Source organism: Pseudomonas sp. FSL W5-0203 (assembly GCF_001896155.1).
Taxonomy (GTDB): domain Bacteria; phylum Pseudomonadota; class Gammaproteobacteria; order Pseudomonadales; family Pseudomonadaceae; genus Aquipseudomonas; species Aquipseudomonas paracarnis.
On record NZ_MPOR01000038.1, the window covers coordinates 26,307 to 42,994 of the forward strand.

The window sequence follows — 16,688 nt, forward strand, 5'->3', positions numbered from 1 at the left end:
CGTGAAAGATGGGAAACGTCTTATTTCTCTAGGTGAAACGGACTATCAGATGCTGCAGACGTTTTTTCTTATCAAAGGGATATCGCCTATTGATGAGTGGGTGCGACTAATTCCGCGTGGAAGACTACGTCGTCTGGGCGGGCAGGCTGAGCAGCAAGCATGAAGCCGACGCTGACCTAATGTGGGAGCGGGCTTGCCCGCGAAGGCGGCGTGTCAGTCACTGAATATTCAACTGAACCACCGCTTTCGCAGGCAAGCCAGCTCCCACATTTTGTTTGTCGCATGGCGAACGCGCATCCCACCACTCATCTGCGAAATTGTTTCAAAACTTGACGGCAAACCCTTCCTCCACCATATTGATAGTTAGCAAACTAACTGTGTGCGAACTATCCAGTGCCTCAATCCCTCGAACAACTCCAGATGAGCCTCAGCAGCAGCATGGTGGTGGGCGCCCGTAATTGGCGCAAAATCTGCCAGACCACGCTGGTGAGCTATGGCATCTCCGAAGCCTGCGCCGTGCCGTTGTTGATGATCGGCCGCTTGGGCGACGGGGTACACCAGGTCAAAGTAGCCCAGGCTTCCGGTATGGAAAGCCCATCACTGGTGCGCCTGCTCGACCGGCTGTGCGGTGACGGTTACGTCTGCCGCACCGAAGACATCCACGACCGTCGCGCCAAGGCCCTGAGCCTTACCGAGCGTGGCCGTGAGTTGGTGCAGGCGGTGGAAGCGCAACTGGTGCGCCTGCGCAAAGACGTGTTGGCAGATATCGCCCCTGACGATCTGCAAGCCGCACTGCGCGTACTGCGCGCCTTCGAAGCGGCTGAGGCTGTGTCGTCTTGAACGGATTTTTTACCGGCTTCCCGCCTGCCCGCGATTGGTTCTACGGGGTGCGTACCTTCGCCGCGTCGATGATCGCGCTGTACATCGCCATGCTCATGCAAATGCCGCGTCCGTACTGGGCGATGGCCACGGTGTATATCGTCTCCAGCCCGTTTGTCGGCCCAACCAGTTCCAAAGCCCTGTACCGCGCCATCGGCACCCTGATGGGCGCGGCGGCGGCGGTGCTGTTTGTGCCGATGTTCGTGCAGTCACCCTACATTCTGGTGGTGGTGATTGCGCTGTGGACGGGCACCTTGCTGTTCTTGTCCATGCACCTGCGCACCGCGAATAACTATGCCCTGATGCTGGCCGGCTACACCTTGCCGCTGATTGCCCTGCCGGTGGTGGATAACCCTTTGGCGGTCTGGGATGTGGCGGAGGCGCGTACCGAAGAAATCTTCCTCGGCATTGCGGTCGCGGCGGTGGTGGGCGCGATGTTCTGGCCCCGGCGCCTGATGCCGGTGTTCGATGGCTCGGTGGCCAAGTGGTTCAGCGACGCCCAGGTCTACAGCCAGCGCTTTCTCAGCCGCAAGGTCGACCCCGAAGAAGTCAGCAACCTGCGCGGCGGCATGGTCGCCACTTTCAATACCCTCGAATTGATGATCGGCCAACTGCCCCACGAAGGCGCGCGCCCGCAGACAGTACGCAACACCAAGGAACTGCGCGGGCGCATGATTCACCTGCTGCCAGTGATCGACGCTCTGGATGATGCGGTGTACGCCATCGAGCACCGTGCGCCGGAGTTTCTCGACCAGCTCACGCCGTTATTGGAAGCGGCCAACGCCTGGCTGCAAAGCACTACCGAACAAGCGCCCCTGGAACGCTGGCGCGTATTGCGTGACAAGATCGACGCCGCCCAACCCCAAGGCGAAGCGTTGGATGACCGTCACACCTTGCTGTTCTCCAACGCCCTGTACCGCCTGGGCGAATGGGTCGATTTGTGGCAAGACTGCCGCAGCCTGCAAGCCGCCATCCAATGTGAAAGTCAGGACACCTGGCGCGCCGTTTACCGGCACTGGCGCCTGGGCCGGCTCACGCCGTTCCTCGACCGTGGGCTGATGTTCTACTCGGCGTTTTCCACCGTCACCGCAATCATCGTCGCCTCGGTATTGTGGATTCTGTTGGGCTGGACCGACGGCGGCAGCGCCGTGATCCTTGCCGCTGTGGCGTGCAGCTTTTTCGCCTCGATGGACGACCCTGCACCGCAGATCTATCGGTTCTTTTTCTGGACCGCCATGTCGGTGCTGTTCGCCAGCCTGTATCTGTTTCTGGTGCTGCCCAACCTGCATGATTTCCCCATGCTGGTGCTGGCCTTCGCCGTGCCGTTTATTTGCATCGGTACCCTCACGGTGCAGCCACGGTTTTACCTGGGCATGTTGCTGACGCTGGTGAACACCTCATCGTTCATCAGCATCCAGGGCGCTTATGACGCGGACTTTCTCAACTTCGCCAACGTCAACCTGGCCGGGCCCGTGGGTCTGCTGTTCGCGTTCGTTTGGACCTTGATCGCCCGACCCTTCGGCGCCGAACTGGCGGCCAAGCGCCTCACCCGTTTCAGCTGGCGCGACATCGTCAGCCTCACCGAGCCCGCCACCCTGGCCGAGCACCGGCACATGGCGGTACAAATGCTCGACCGCCTGATGCAACACCTGCCGCGCCTGGCGCTCACCGGCCAGGACACTGGCATCGCCCTGCGCGACTTGCGCGTGGCTTTGAACCTGCTCGATCTGCTGGCCTACTCGCCGCGCATCCTCGGTGTGCCACGGGTGTTGCTCAACCAGGTGGTGGAAGGCGTGGGCGGTTACTTCAAGGCCTGCCTGAAGGCGGGTGAACGCTTGCCCGCGCCCAGCGGTCTGCTGATGACCCTGGACCGCACGCGTCGCGCCCTCAACGGCCAGGGCCTGCAAGACGAAGACGACACCCGCCTGCACCTGCTGCACGCCTTGGCCGGCCTGCGCCTGGCGCTGTTGCCCGGTGTGGAGTTCATTGGCGGTACAGAGATGCAAGCGCCGTTACCTGATGGAGCGCCTTTATGATCGGTGACCTGGATATCAGCGGGGTATTCCTGCCCACGCTGCTGGTGCTGATGGGCATTACTTATGTGTTGTTTCTGGTGGTGCACGGGCTGTTGACGCGCATGCACTTCTATCGCCTGGTCTGGCACCGGGCATTGTTCAATGTGGGGCTCTACGCGCTGTTGCTGGGCGCGGTGGACTCACTCAGTCGATATTTGATGACATGAAAAAACCTTTTTTGACTATCGGCCGTGTCGTCCTGACGTTGTTGATCGTGAGTTTCGCGGTCGTCGTTGTGTGGCGCATGGTCATGTACTACATGTTTGCGCCCTGGACCCGTGACGGCCACATCCGTGCCGACATCGTGCAGATCGCCCCGGACGTGTCCGGGCTGATCCAGCGCGTGGACGTGCGCGACAACCAGTTGGTGACCAAGGGCCAGGTGCTCTTCGCCGTCGACCAGGACCGCTTCAAGCTGGCCCTGCGCCAAGCCCAGGCCGCCGTGGCCGACCGCCAGGAAACCCTGGCCCAGGCCCAGCGCGAGTACAAGCGTAACCGTGGCCTTGGTAACCTGGTGCCCAGCGAGCAACTGGAAGAGAGCCAGTCCCGCGTCGCCCGCGCCCAATCGGCCCTGGCCGAAGCCCAAGTGACAGTGGACTCCGCCCAACTCAACCTCGACCGCTCGGTGATCCGCAGCCCTGTGGACGGCTACGTCAACGACCGCGCACCGCGTACCCAGGAGTTCGTCACCGCCGGGCGCCCGGTGCTATCGGTGGTGGACAGCAATTCCTTCCACATCGACGGCTATTTCGAAGAGACCAAGCTCGACGGCATTCACGTAGGCATGGGTGTGGATATCCGTGTGATCGGCGACAACGCGCGCCTGCATGGCCACGTGCAGAGTATCGTCGCCGGTATCGAAGACCGCGACCGCAGCAGCGGCTCCAATCTGTTGCCCAACGTTAACCCGGCGTTCAGTTGGGTGCGCCTGGCCCAGCGGATCCCCGTGCGCATTGCCTTCGATGACGTGCCGGCGGACTTTCGCATGATCGCCGGGCGCACGGCGACGGTGTCGATCATTGACGACAAAGTTAAAGACGGGGGCAAACCATGAAGCGGCTTCTGGCAACCGCTTCCCTGGGGTTGTTGCTGTCGGCCTGCCAAGTAGTAGGCCCGGATTACAAACTGCCGGAGCAGGCTGCGGTCAACCGTGGCGACCTCCAAGGGCCGATCATGGGCGAAGGCAAAAATGTAGTCTCGGCGCCAGTGCCAGCGGATTGGTGGAAGCTGTACAAAGACCCGCGCCTGGACGAACTGGTGCGCCAGGCCATGGCCTCCAACACCGACCTGCGCGTGGCCGCCGCCAATCTGCAGCGCTCGCGTTATCAGGTGCAGCAGGCCGAATCCGCTGGCGGCTGGAGTGCCGGCGTCAAGGCCGAGGCCCAGCGTTTGCAGGAGTCTGGAGAGGCCTTCTTGCTGCCGGACAAAGTCCCGGTGGGCAATATCGGTAGCGTCGGGATTACCACGTCCTATCAATTCGACCTGTTCGGCACCTTGCAGCGTGGCATCGAGAGCGCCCAGGCCAGCGCCGACGCCACCCAGGCTGCGGCGGATATCGCCCGCATCACCCTGGTGGCCGATGTGGTGCGCTCCTATACCCAGGTGTGCGCGGCCAACGAAGAGCTGGCGATTGCCAACGAGTCCCTCGACCTGCAAGCCCAGAGCACCAAACTGACCCAGCGCCTGCGGGATGCCGGGCGCGGCGACGAAACCCAGGTGACTCGCTCGCAAACCCAATACAAATCCCTGCGCGCCGACATACCGCGCTATGAAGCCTCGCGTCAGGCCGCGCTGTTTCGGCTGTCGATGTTGCTGGCCAAACCGGTCGACCAACTGCCAGCCGGCACGGGCACCTGCGCTGAGCTGCCGCATATCGCTCAACTGCTGCCGGTAGGCGATGGCGCCACGCTGCTCAAGCGCCGCCCGGATGTGCGCCAGGCCGAACGCCAGCTGGCCGCCGCCACCGCACGCATCGGCGTGGCGACCGGCGCGTTGTACCCGGACATCAGCATCGGCGCCACGGTAGGCACCGTGGGCCTGCTGGAAAACCTCGGCACGCCTGCCACTAATCGCTGGGGCTTTGGCCCAATGATCAGCTGGACTGTACCGACCAACGGCGCCCGCGCCCGCGTGCATGAAGCCGAAGCCGCGACCCAGGGAGCCCTGGCCCACTTCGACGGCGTGGTGCTCAACGCCATCCGCGAAACCCAGACCGGCCTGGCCCAATACACCGCCGTGTTGCAACGCCGCGACGCCCTGGCCGACGCCGAACAGTCGGCCCGAGAAGCGGCGGGCCAGACCCACCGCTTCTTCCAGGCCGGCCGCGAATCCTTCCTGGCCGACCTGCAAGCCACGCGCACCTACACCGATATGCGTGCGCAATTGGCGGCGGCCAACACCCAGGTTGCCATGAGCCAGATCGACCTGTTCCTGGCCCTGGGCGGCGGTTGGGAAAGCGGACGAACGCAAGGGCAAAAACCCGGCAAACCGTGAGGTGATTGCTATGCTTTCTTGGGTGAGGCCCGCTGGCGCCTCACCCGACAAAGCTCGCGTTTGCTCATGGGGATTCCAAGAATGAAAAACCCTTATGCTCCCGCTTTCTGGTGCGTGCTCTTCGCACTGGTTTTGTTATCGGCCGCGTATTTTTACGGCGTCATGCTCGCCCATCAACTCGACAAGGCGATGGTGTTCCTCGACAGCGCCTGCCTGGTGATCGGCACTTTGTCCATCGGCGTGGTGGCCTGGGCGTCGTATCAAAACCAGCGGGTGAAGAAAAAACTCCTCGAGCAGGGCAAGACCCGCGTGGCGATCTGGGACACCAAGGTCGCCCTGCGCCGCGTCGAAACCGTGTTCGACCGCTATTTCTGGGGCAGTTACTGGCAGCCGGGGCGCACGTTCCAGGAAGTCATGGGCGACCTCACCGGCACGCCGCTGGAAAAAAGCCTCGAAGTCCTGAAAAAACAATGCGTGCTGCTGGACCGACAGGTTGCCGACGGTAGGCATTGGCTGGATAACGCGCGGGAATTGTCCGACGTGGCCACGCAAATGGCCCGCGAGCGCTACCAGCTGGATTTTTGCGACCCCAAGGCCGACACCCCCGGCAACGCCGTGATACACCGCGAGTTCGAGGTGTTGGTGTACACCTGGACCGCGCGCTTGAAGAGTTTTGATCACCAACTGGATGAAGTCGAACAAGAGTACTCCTGAACTCCTGCTGAACTGATCCCTCTGAAAGGCTGGGCCGTTTACGCCCGCCAGTGCTAATCTTCCCCCGTTTTCGGCGGGCTTGAGCCAATCCCCTCAGGGGTTCAAGGAAGACAGCCCACTTCTCACAGGATTTGATCAGGTCACTTCATGAATAAGCCAGCCGTTGTTTTCTTGGGTTTTGTTGTCGCCGTCGGCGCCGTCAGTGCGGGCGGTGCCTGGTACACCGGTAAACAACTGGAGCCGGTCCTGCAAACCGCTATCCAGAGCGCCAATAAAGAACTGCAGACCTCCATGGCCGGCGTCGATGGTAGCGTGACCCTGGAGCTGGTGTCCCTGGACCGTGGCGTGTTCAGCAGCACCGCGCACTATCGCCTCAAGGGCCAAGGCAGCGTGTTCGGCGAAGACAACCCGAACCCCGAATTGCTGTTCGTCGACCATATCGAACACGGCCCGCTGCCGTTCTCGCGCCTGGTGACCCTCAAGTGGTTGCCGGTCATGGCCACCAGTCACTACGAACTGGAAAAGAACCCCACCACCGAAAAATGGTTCGCCGCCAGCAAAGACGTGTCGCCGCTCAAAGGCGTGGCGAATATCGGCTACAGCCGTTCGGTCAGCGGCAACATCGAGTTGCTGCCGCTGGAATTCAAGGATGACACCTCCTCGGTGAGCTTCTCCGGCGCCAACCTGGAATTCGACAGCAGCGCCGAAGGCCAGAAGGTCAAGGCTGATGGGTTCATGAACAGCCTCAAGGTCGCGGCGATCGATGCCAATGGCGCACCGTTCGAAGCGGAACTGGCTGGCCTGACCGTCGCCAGCAACCTGGAAAAGTCCACCTTTGGCTTCTACACCGGCCAGAACACCGTGGAACTGACCGACACCAAGGTCACCTTCGGCCCGCAGAAAGCCGTGCTGACCCTCAAGGGCTTCGAGCAGAAAGATTCCACCCAAGCCAAGGACAACAACCTGGCCGGTCGCGTCGACTACAAAATCGACGAGATCGGTTACCAGGGCAAGCCGGTCGGCTCGGCGGCCATGGCTGTGAGCATGAAGAACGTCGACATCCCGGCGATGCTGGTGCTGACCAAGCTCTACCAGGACAAAATGCAACCGGTGCAAGCCGCTGCCGCTGCCGGCCAACCGGTACCGGAACTGCAATTGACCGAAGCCGAGCAGGCCCTGGCCGAAGCCAACGTCAACCAGGTATTGGCTGCCAAGCCGCAACTGGCGGTGGAAAACCTGTCGCTGAAAACCACCCACGGCGAAAGCAAGTTCAACCTGGTGGTCGACCTGGCCAAGCCAACGTCTATGGAGCTGCCGCCGGTTGAGCTGGGCAAGCAGATGATTGCGCTGCTCGATGCCAACCTGACCCTGTCCAAGCCGATGATCAGCGACGTGGCCGCCCTGCAAGCCCAGGTCGGCGGCGTGACTGACCCCAAAGCCATCGAGCAGCAATCGCAGATGGCGGCCGAGATGGTCAGCGGCATGGCCGTCGGCACCCAAATGGCAACCCTGGTGGGCACCGATGTGGTTTCCAAGCTGCACTACGCCAATAACGAAGTGACTTTCAACGGCCAGAAAATGACCGTTGAGCAGTTCCTCAGCTTTGTGATGTCCAAGGCCGGTGCGGTCAGCGGCGCCCAGTAAGCGCTGAAAATGCAGTAAAAAATGTGGGAGCTGGCTTGTATGGGAGCTGGCTTGCCTGCGATAGCATCGCCCCGGTCTGGCTGAACGACCGCGGTGCCTGCATCGCGGGCAAGCCCGGCTCCCACACAAACCCGGCTCCCACATTCGTTTTGTGTGAGGGCAAAAAATCGCGCTCGCACAATTCTGAACAATTGTTCTGAATTGCACTTCCCCCTACTTCGCTAAGAGATAGTTCCTACAGGAAAGCTAGGTCGGGTCCCGAGACGCCGACACCCTGATGCGTTTCGCTCAGGATCACCTATCGTTAAGGCTTTCCGTGTGTAAGGAAGCTCACGATATGCTGCGAAACCACCCCTACAGTGCCTCCGGCCGGTTGCGTCTGCTTATCGGGGCCGCCCTGTGCAGCCAGTTGCTGGTTCCAGGCCTTGCGTTTGCCGACCCAGCCTACGACGCCCTGATCATCCAGGCCCGCAACGGCCACTTCACGCCGGCGCTGACCCAACTGCGCCAACTCTCCGCCGAACGCCAGACCCCAGGCCAGGTCAGCGACCACCTGGTGATCGCCAGCTGGGCCGGGCAAGACGCCGAAGTGCTCAAGGTGTACGAGGCGCAAGGCAAGCATCGCAACCTCACCACCCAGGCACTCGCCACGGTGGCGCGCACTTATCGCAATCAAAAGCAGTGGGCTCAGGCCGAAGCGGTCTATCGCCAGGCGTTGCTGCGTGAGCCCCATAACGTCGACCTGCAACTGGGCCAGGCCCTCACCCAGGCCGATGGCGGCAAAGCCAACGAGGCGGTGCAACGCCTGCGCACGCTGGTGGCGGCCCAACCCAATGACCCCAACCGCCGCATGGCCCTGGGGTATGCGCTGACACGTGCCGGTTTGAACTACGACGCGCTATTCGAATTCGACCAAGCCTTTATCCGCGCCGGTGACAAGCCCGAAGTGGCCCGTGAATACATCGTTGCCCTGCAAAAGGCGCGGCTGCCGGAGCCGGCACTGCGCCTCTCGGCCAAGCGCCCGGGGTTGGTGGACGCCGTCACCCAGCGCCGCCTCGAAGGCGACCTTGCCGCCGAGCGTGTGCGCATGGCCGAGTTCGCCACGCGTACAGAAAAAGAACGCTACGTCATCGCAGACCGTGCCCTGCAGGACTACGACAAACTGATCAGCCGCTGGGCTCCCGACGCCACAGCCAAGGACGATGTCATCCGCTGGCGTATCGACCGCCTGGGTGCGCTCAAGGCGCGAGCACGGCATGCCGAGGTGATCCGCGATTACCAAACCCTCACCAGCGAAGGCGTGCAACTGCCCACCTACGCGTTGCGTTGGGTCGCTGGCTCTTACCTGGAACAGCGCCAGCCGGAAAAGGCCGAGCCGTTGTACCGCCAGGTACTCACCGCCCCTGACACCGACGCCAGCTATCGGGTCGATGACAGCACGGCGCTGTTCTACGCCTTGTTGGAAAGCGACAAGGTCGAAGAGGCCCGCCAGGTCGCCAACAACCTGGCCAAGGAGCAAAACCCCCGCGTTGAGCTCAAGGGCTTGCCCATTGGTAACCCCAATGACAACTGGATGGACGCCCAACAATTATCCGCCCAGGCCGGTACCTATGGCGGTGACCTGCCCGGTAGCGAGGCCAGCCTGGAAGCCCTGGTGGCCAAGGCACCGGGCAACGTGGGTCTGCGCCTGGCCCAGGCCGACATGTACCGCGCCCGCGACTGGCCGCGCCGCGCCGAAGGCACGCTCAAGGAAACCGAAACCCAGGCCCCCCGCGACATCGGCCTGGAAGTCTCCCAAGCCTATACCGCCATGGACTTGCAAGAATGGCGGCAGATGGACGCGCTCACCGACGACGTGCTCGCCCGCAACCCGGACAACCGTCAGGTGCAGCGCCTGAGCCGCCTGCGCGATGTGCACGACATGGCCGAGCTGCGTGTCGAAGCCTACACCGGCAAAAGCTACGGTGGCGGCAATAACAACGACGCCGGTGCCGTCTCCGGCAGCCGAGACTGGGGCATTGAAAGCGTGATCTACACGCCGCCCATCGACGAAGACTGGCGCCTGTTCGCTGGTGCCGGCTATGCCACCGCCGACTTCCAGGAAGGCACTGGCCAACATCGCTGGCAGCGCGTGGGCGTGGAGCGTCGCACCCGTGACATGACCATCGAAGCCGAAGTGTCCAACCATTCCTATGGCGACGGTTCCAAGCAAGGCGCCAGCGTGTCGATTGCCCGCGACATCAACGACCACTGGCAATACGGCGGCAGCCTCGGCTATTTGCTCAGCACCACGCCGTTGCGGGCCCTGAATGACGGCGTCACAGCCAACGGCGGCAGCGGTTTTATCCGCTGGCGCGCCAACGAAAGCCGCGAGTGGAAACTGACCCTCAGCCCGTCCCATTTCAGCGACGGCAACGATCGCTTCGAAGCCTTGCTCACCGGCCGCGAAGGCCTATACAGCTCGCCCCATGTGCAAGTGGACCTGGGCCTGGAAGTGGGCGCCAGCCGCAACAGCAAGGAAGACACCGTGTACTTCAACCCGAAGTCGGACTTCACGGTGTTGCCCATGATCAACGTCAATCACGTGCTCTATCACCGCTACGAAACCCAGTGGAGTCAGCAGTTCCAAATCGGCGCGGGTACCTACAGCCAGCGTGACTACTCCACCGGCGGTATCGGCCTGATTGGCTACGGCCAACGCTATCGCTGGAACGACGTACTGGAAATGGGCGCCAACCTCAGCCTGATCAGCCGACCTTATGACGGTGATCGCGAACGCGATCTGCGCCTGCTCGTCGACCTCACTTACCGTTTCTAAAAGAGCCTGACCATGACCGTCCTCAGCCGTTGCTTGTTGGTCCTGGGTGTAATGCTGGCCGCCGCCTGCGCCCAACAACCCGCGCCCTACACTCCACCCGCCGAACGGCCGATAGCGCCCAACGAAGCGCCGTGGCCGAAGAACCACTTCCTGGGCATTGCCTATCACGACGTAGAGGATCGCGACCCCGATCAAGCCGTGGTGGCGGTGCGCACCGAGCGTTTGATCGAGCAGCTGGCGTGGCTGCGGGAGAATGGCTACCAGGCGGTCAGCGTCGATCAGATCCTGGCGGCCCGGCGCGGCGGCCCGGCATTGCCACCCAAGGCGGTGATGCTCAGCTTCGATGACGGTTATTCCAGCTTCTACACCCGCGTGATGCCGATTCTGCGTGCTTATCACTGGCCGGCTCTGTTGGCCCCGGTGGGCTCCTGGATCGACACGCCGTTGAACCAACCGGTGGATTTTGCCGGTACACCACGGCCACGCGGGGAATTCCTGACGTGGCAGCAGATTCGTGAAGTGTCCCAGTCTGGCCTGGTGGAAATCGCCGCTCACACCGACGCCAATCACAAGGGCATCCTGGCCAACCCCCAGGGCAACCTGGAACCGGCCGCCACCACGCGAAGTTTTGATCCCAAGACCAACGGCTACGAAAGCGAAGCGCAGTTCCAGGCGCGTATGCGGGCTGACGTCGCCGCGATTTCGAACAAAATCCGTACCGTCACCGGCAAGGCGCCGCGTGTGTGGGTGTGGCCGTATGGGGCGGCCGATGGCACCTCGTTGGCGGTAGTCGGCGAGCACGGCTACGAGATGGCGCTGACCCTGGAAGACGGGCTCGACGACCTCGGCAACCTGATGAACAGCCCGCGCTTTCTGGTGGCCTCCGACCCGGACGGTGAACACTTTGCCAACAGCATGGTGGCCGTGCAGACCAAAGCGCCGATGCGCGTGCTGCACGTAGACCTGGACAACGTGTACGACCCCGACCCGGCCCAACAGGCGCGCAACCTCGACGTGCTGGTTCAGCGCGTGGTGGACATGGGCGCCGGCACCGTCTTCCTGCAAGCCTTTGCCGACCCCAAGGGCGACGGCCTGGTGCATTCGCTGTACTTCCCCAACCGCCATCTGCCGATGCGTGCTGACCTGTTCAACCGGGTTGCCTGGCAATTGCACACCCGCGCCCATGCCAGTGTGTACGCGTGGATGCCGGTGCTGAGTTTTGCCCTCGACCCCAAGCTGCCGCGTGTCACCCGCTGGGACCCGAAAACCGGCCAGGTCGGCCCCGACCCGGATCAATACAAACGCCTGTCGCCATTTGATCCCAAGGTGCGGCAGGTCATCGGTGAGATCTACCAAGACCTGGCGCGTGTAGGGCCGATTGACGGCATCCTCTACCACGATGATGCGGTGTTCAACGACTTCGAAGACGCCAGCCCCGCAGCGCTCAAGGCCTACGCGGCCCAAGGTTTGCCGGACAGCATCGCGGCCCTGCGTGCCGACCCTGCCGTGATGCAGCGCTGGACCCGTTTCAAAAGCCGTTACCTGATCGACTTCACCCATGAACTCACCGCCAAGGTCCGCGCCATCCGTGGCCCGCAGGTGCTGACGGCGCGCAATATCTTCGCCGAGCCGATGCTCAACCCTGGCAGCGAAACCTGGTTCGCGCAGAACCTCGATGATTTCCTCCAGGCCTACGACTGGACCGCGCCGATGGCCATGCCGTTGATGGAAGGCCAGGAAGTGAAAACCTCCAACGCCTGGCTGGAAAAACTCATCGCCACGGTCAAGACGCGCCCCGGCGCGATGCAAAAAACCATCTTCGAATTGCAAGCCAAAGACTGGCGCACCCAAGCCGCACCGGATATCAGCGCTGAGCAATTGGCAGAGTGGATGGGTGTACTCAAACGCCAGGGCGTCACCAGTTTCGGCTACTACCCGGACAACTTCCTGGAAAACTCCCCGGACTTGAAGACCATCCGTCCGGCCCTCTCCAACCAATGGAACCCTTGATCATGGTTGACAGAATCCTGGCTCTATTCGTGTTGGCACTGGTACTGGGCTTGCCCCTGGGCCTGATATTCCTGGTGACCGGGCAGTTCCTGATGGACTTCGTGTTCTTCTACCCGCTGTTCATGTCGGCGCTGTGGATCGCCGGTGGCCTGTATTTCTGGCTGCACTGGGAACGCCACTGGCCGTGGGAAGAAGACACGCCGGCGCCGACCCTGGCCGGCGAGCCGCTGATCTCGATCATCATCCCTTGCTACAACGAGGGCGATAACGTCGCCGACACCATTGATGCGGCCCTCGGCCAGGTGTACCCGAACATCGAAGTGATCGCGGTCAACGATGGCTCCAGCGACAACACCGCCGCAGTACTCGATGCCCTTGCGTTGCAACACCCGCGCCTGCGCGTGCTGCACCTGGCGCAGAACCAGGGCAAAGCCGTGGCCCTGCGCATGGGCGCCGTGGCCGCCCGCAGCGAATACCTGGTGTGCATCGACGGCGATGCCTTGCTGGATAAAAATGCGGCGGCCTATATGGTGGCGCCGATGCTCGACAACCCACGCCTGGGCGCCGTCACCGGCAACCCGCGCATTCGTACCCGCTCGACCCTGATCGGCCGAGTGCAGGTCGGCGAGTTCTCCTCGATCATCGGTTTGATCAAGCGTACCCAGCGGGTATTCGGTCGGATCTTCACGGTCTCCGGTGTGGTGGTGGCGTTTCGCAAGAAGGCCCTGGACCGCATCGACTACTGGAGCACCGACATGATCACCGAGGACATCGATGTCAGTTGGAAGCTGCAACTCGATCACTGGGCGATCTTCTACGAGCCGCGCGCGCTGTGCTGGATCCTCATGCCCGAAACCGTCGGTGGCCTGTGGAAACAACGCCTGCGTTGGGCCCAGGGCGGCGCCGAAGTGCTGTTCAAGAACATCCGTGGCATTTGGCAATGGCGCCACCGCTACCTGTGGCCGCTGCTGTTCGAGTACTGCCTGTCCACCGGCTGGGCCTTCACCTTCCTGCTGTCGGTGGTCTTCTGGGCCGTGGGTAAATTCGTCACGCTACCGGCGGCGATCACCGTGAGCTCTTTGGTGCCGCCCGCGTTCACCGGGCTGGTGCTGGCGATGGTGTGCCTGCTGCAGTTTGCGGTGAGCATCCTGATCGACCGGCGCTACGAAAAAGACCTGTGGAAAACCCTGTTCTGGACCGTGTGGTACCCGATGGTGTTCTGGCTGGTCAGCCTGCTCACCACGCTGGTCAGCTTTCCCAAGGTGTTGTTCAACCAGCATCAGAAACGCGCACGCTGGGTCAGCCCGGACCGCGGTATCAAACCTGCACAAGAGGAGGCGTGATCATGAAACTGGTCAGAACTCGCCAAAACACACTGATGTGGATCGTCGATGTGCTGCTGACCCTGCTGGCCTGGGGTGGGTTGATCTGGTTGCTGGCGCGAGGCATCAGCGCCATGCTTGAAACCCATGGCGGCCCGCGCATCGAGGCGCCTATCTTTGCTGCGCTCAACACCTTGCAGGTTTACCTGTGGATCGCGCTGTTCAATGCGGTGATCCTGATCAGTTGGGCACGTTATCAGCAGCATCGCGGGCGCAAATTCGCCCAGCGCCGCGCCGAGGCCAATGCGCTGAGCGACCAGCACCTGAGTGAAAGTTTCAACTTGGGCGATGGCGACCTCGAACAACTGCGCCGCCCCGGCGTGCTGGTGATCCACAACGACGAAGAAGGCGGCGTCGAAGAAGTGAAATCCCATGTCTCCCGCGACGTCGAACGCCCCGGCCTGACCCTGGTACCCGACAAAGACAAGGGCATTGGCTAGACCTAAGCGAACGCAATGCCCAAAGCAATGAAGACCCAATGTGGGAGCTGGCTTGCCTGCGAAAGCGATAGTGCAGTAACAGTTGCAGTGACTGACACACCGCCTTCGCGGGCAAGCCCGCTCCCACAGGTAGTATTTCCACCCATGGGTTGCAGTGGTTCACTCCTCTTGTTGGAATTCCGATAAATGGGATCCAATTCACAAAACCCCCGCGAACTTTTCCCCCTTCTCCGGTACTAACCTAACTCGACGAACACCTGATGGCTAAGTAATGGCAGTCAGAAAGTCATTCGTCGAATCGCCATCAAAACAGTTGCCGCTTGTCGGAATAATCACCGCAAGTGCCCGAATTAAACTCTTTTGGTGAAAAATTATTATTAATAATCAACAGGTTAGAAAACTAATCAGTCGAGCGGCCCCACTTCGCCGTTTCTAGGCGAGCTGGAAGTTCGATGTTAGTTTCGCGGCCCTTGATTTTCGATGGATCGAACATGTCTTCGTTATTGCCATGGACCCGGTTATTGCTCTGCACCTTCCTGCTCAGTTGCATGGGCCTGAACAGTGCATCCGCCGCCCCCACGCCTGGCGATCAGGACTTGATCCGCGACCGGCAGAACCGCCTGCTCGAAGAGCAGCAGCGGCGCCTCCAGGAGCTTCAGGACCTGCCCGGTAAAGCGGACAAGCCCCAAGCCCCGGCAACCCCGGCTGACACCCGTTGCTTCCCGATCAAAACCATCGAACTCAAAGGCGCCGACAGCCTGCCGGCGCCCGACCGCGAGCGCTTGCTCAAGCCCTACATCGGCCAGTGTCTGGGCGTGTCCCAGCTTAACGAGTTGCTCAAGGTCATCACCGACTACTACTTGGGCAAAGGTCGCGTCACCAGCCGTGCCTACCTGCCGCAGCAAGACCTCTCCACCGGCCATCTGCAAGTGCTGGTGGTGGAAGGCAAGCTCGAAGCCCTGCGCAGCGCCGAAGGCGGCACGGTGACCGACCGCGAACTGGCCATGGCCTTTCCCGGCAAAGTCGGCGAAGCGCTGAACCTGCGCGAAATCGAGCAACTGGTGGACCAGCTCAACCGCCTGCCGTCCAAACAAGCGCAGATGGAACTCACCCCCGGCAAGCAAATCGGCGGCAGCGACGTGGTGGTCAAGAACACCGCGCAAAAGCCCTGGCGCGCCAGCCTGTCGCGCAACAACGACGGGCAGAAAAGCACTGGCGAACAGCAATGGGGCGCTGGCCTTGAGTGGGACAGCCCACTCGGCCTGGGTGACCAACTGATGCTGCGCGGCGGCCACGACGCCATCAGCGACCACCAGAAAACCTCGAAAAACACCATGCTCTACTACAACGTGCCCTGGGGCTGGTGGAACTTCAGCTACACCTACAGCGAAAGCGACTACCGCACCTACGGCGTCACCGACGGCTTCAAATACAAGCAGGACGGCGACAACCAGAACCACCAACTGCGCGCCGAGCGGGTGATCCATCGCGACGACGTCAGCAAGACCTCGGTCAACGTCGGCCTGGCGCACCTGCGCACCAACAACTACATCCTCGACGTGCGCACCGCGCCCAGCAGCAACCGCCTCAGCGAACTGCAACTGGGCGTCAACCACGGTCGGCGCATCGGCAGTGCCTTCGTCAACCTGGACCTGGGCATGCAAAGCGGCATCGGCCTGCTCGACGCCCAGGCCCAAGACGAGCGTGACCCAGCAGGCCGTCGCCAGCCGAACTCGCGCTACCGCAAATACACCGCCACCGTCAGCTACCTGCAACCCTTCAGCCTGTGGGGCGAGTCGTTCAGCTTCAGCAGTTTGGCCACCGGCCAACGTAGCGAAGACCCGCTGTTTTCGCCGCAGCGCATGAGCCTCGGCGGCTCGGCCTCGGTGCGTGGCTTCAAGGACCAATTGCTGACCGGCGACAGCGGCGGCTACTGGCGCAACGAAGTGCGCTGGGCGCGCCCGGTGACCCTCGACTGGATGCGCCCAGCCTTCGCCGAGTACGGCGCCAGTGTCGGCTACGACCAGGGCGTGATCCGCAACGACCGCTACAACGACAACGTTCATGGCCGGGTGTCCAGCAACTCCCTGGAGCTGTTCGCCCGTGGCAAACACGTCAGCACCAGCGTGACCTTTGCCCATTCGTTAGAAAGACCCGGTGTGGTGACCGAGCGCGAAGCGCCGATCTATTTCCGCATGGATTTTTTCCTGTAATTCAACGCCCCGCTGCATGA

General features: G+C 62.0%; 12 protein-coding genes. All 12 read left to right on the forward strand.

The window, feature by feature from the left end; all coding sequences use genetic code 11:
- The first annotated feature begins 420 nt into the window (after positions 1–420).
- Entirely contained in the window at positions 421–840 is a 420-nt protein-coding gene (locus BOP96_RS24165) for a MarR family winged helix-turn-helix transcriptional regulator (protein ID WP_003187465.1), read from the forward strand.
- Positions 837–2,915: an FUSC family protein gene (locus tag BOP96_RS24170; protein WP_014716385.1), complete on the forward strand. Its 2,079-nt coding sequence runs from the start codon at positions 837–839 to the stop codon at positions 2,913–2,915. Before BOP96_RS24165 ends, BOP96_RS24170 begins: the two co-directional genes overlap by 4 nt.
- A complete protein-coding gene (locus tag BOP96_RS24175) occupies positions 2,912–3,121 on the forward strand; it encodes a DUF1656 domain-containing protein (RefSeq protein WP_003187469.1) in 210 nt (69 codons plus the stop codon). The genes BOP96_RS24170 and BOP96_RS24175 overlap by 4 nt, the downstream gene beginning before the upstream one ends.
- A complete protein-coding gene (locus BOP96_RS24180) occupies positions 3,118–4,008 on the forward strand; it encodes an efflux RND transporter periplasmic adaptor subunit (protein WP_014716386.1) in 891 nt (296 codons plus the stop codon). The genes BOP96_RS24175 and BOP96_RS24180 overlap by 4 nt, the downstream gene beginning before the upstream one ends.
- Positions 4,005–5,447: an efflux transporter outer membrane subunit gene (locus BOP96_RS24185; RefSeq protein ID WP_014716387.1), complete on the forward strand. Its 1,443-nt coding sequence runs from the start codon at positions 4,005–4,007 to the stop codon at positions 5,445–5,447. The genes BOP96_RS24180 and BOP96_RS24185 overlap by 4 nt, the downstream gene beginning before the upstream one ends.
- An 81-nt stretch (positions 5,448–5,528) precedes the next feature.
- Complete coding sequence (locus BOP96_RS24190; RefSeq protein WP_019819550.1) at positions 5,529–6,161, forward strand: hypothetical protein; 633 nt, start codon at positions 5,529–5,531, stop codon at positions 6,159–6,161.
- Positions 6,162–6,308: 147 nt separating this feature from the next.
- Positions 6,309–7,805 (forward strand): YdgA family protein, encoded by a 1,497-nt coding sequence (locus BOP96_RS24195; RefSeq protein WP_020302878.1) that lies wholly within the window; start codon positions 6,309–6,311, stop codon positions 7,803–7,805.
- A 337-nt stretch (positions 7,806–8,142) separates the two neighbouring features.
- Positions 8,143–10,623, forward strand: a complete 2,481-nt coding sequence (gene pgaA, locus BOP96_RS24200; RefSeq protein WP_073454217.1) for a poly-beta-1,6 N-acetyl-D-glucosamine export porin PgaA — start codon at positions 8,143–8,145, stop codon at positions 10,621–10,623.
- Positions 10,624–10,635: 12 nt separating this feature from the next.
- On the forward strand, positions 10,636–12,633 hold the full coding sequence (pgaB, locus tag BOP96_RS24205) for a poly-beta-1,6-N-acetyl-D-glucosamine N-deacetylase PgaB (RefSeq protein ID WP_014716390.1): 1,998 nt from the start codon (positions 10,636–10,638) through the stop codon (positions 12,631–12,633).
- A gap of 2 nt (positions 12,634–12,635) precedes the next feature.
- Positions 12,636–13,976 (forward strand): poly-beta-1,6-N-acetyl-D-glucosamine synthase, encoded by a 1,341-nt coding sequence (gene pgaC / locus BOP96_RS24210; RefSeq protein ID WP_020302876.1) that lies wholly within the window; start codon positions 12,636–12,638, stop codon positions 13,974–13,976.
- 2 nt (positions 13,977–13,978) lie between these two features.
- Positions 13,979–14,455 carry a poly-beta-1,6-N-acetyl-D-glucosamine biosynthesis protein PgaD gene (pgaD, locus tag BOP96_RS24215; protein WP_003187480.1) on the forward strand — a complete coding sequence of 159 codons (477 nt, stop codon included), beginning with the start codon at positions 13,979–13,981 and terminating at the stop codon, positions 14,453–14,455.
- Positions 14,456–14,946: 491 nt separating this feature from the next.
- Positions 14,947–16,668 carry a ShlB/FhaC/HecB family hemolysin secretion/activation protein gene (locus BOP96_RS24220; RefSeq protein ID WP_073454219.1) on the forward strand — a complete coding sequence of 574 codons (1,722 nt, stop codon included), beginning with the start codon at positions 14,947–14,949 and terminating at the stop codon, positions 16,666–16,668.
- Positions 16,669–16,688 lie beyond the last annotated feature (20 nt).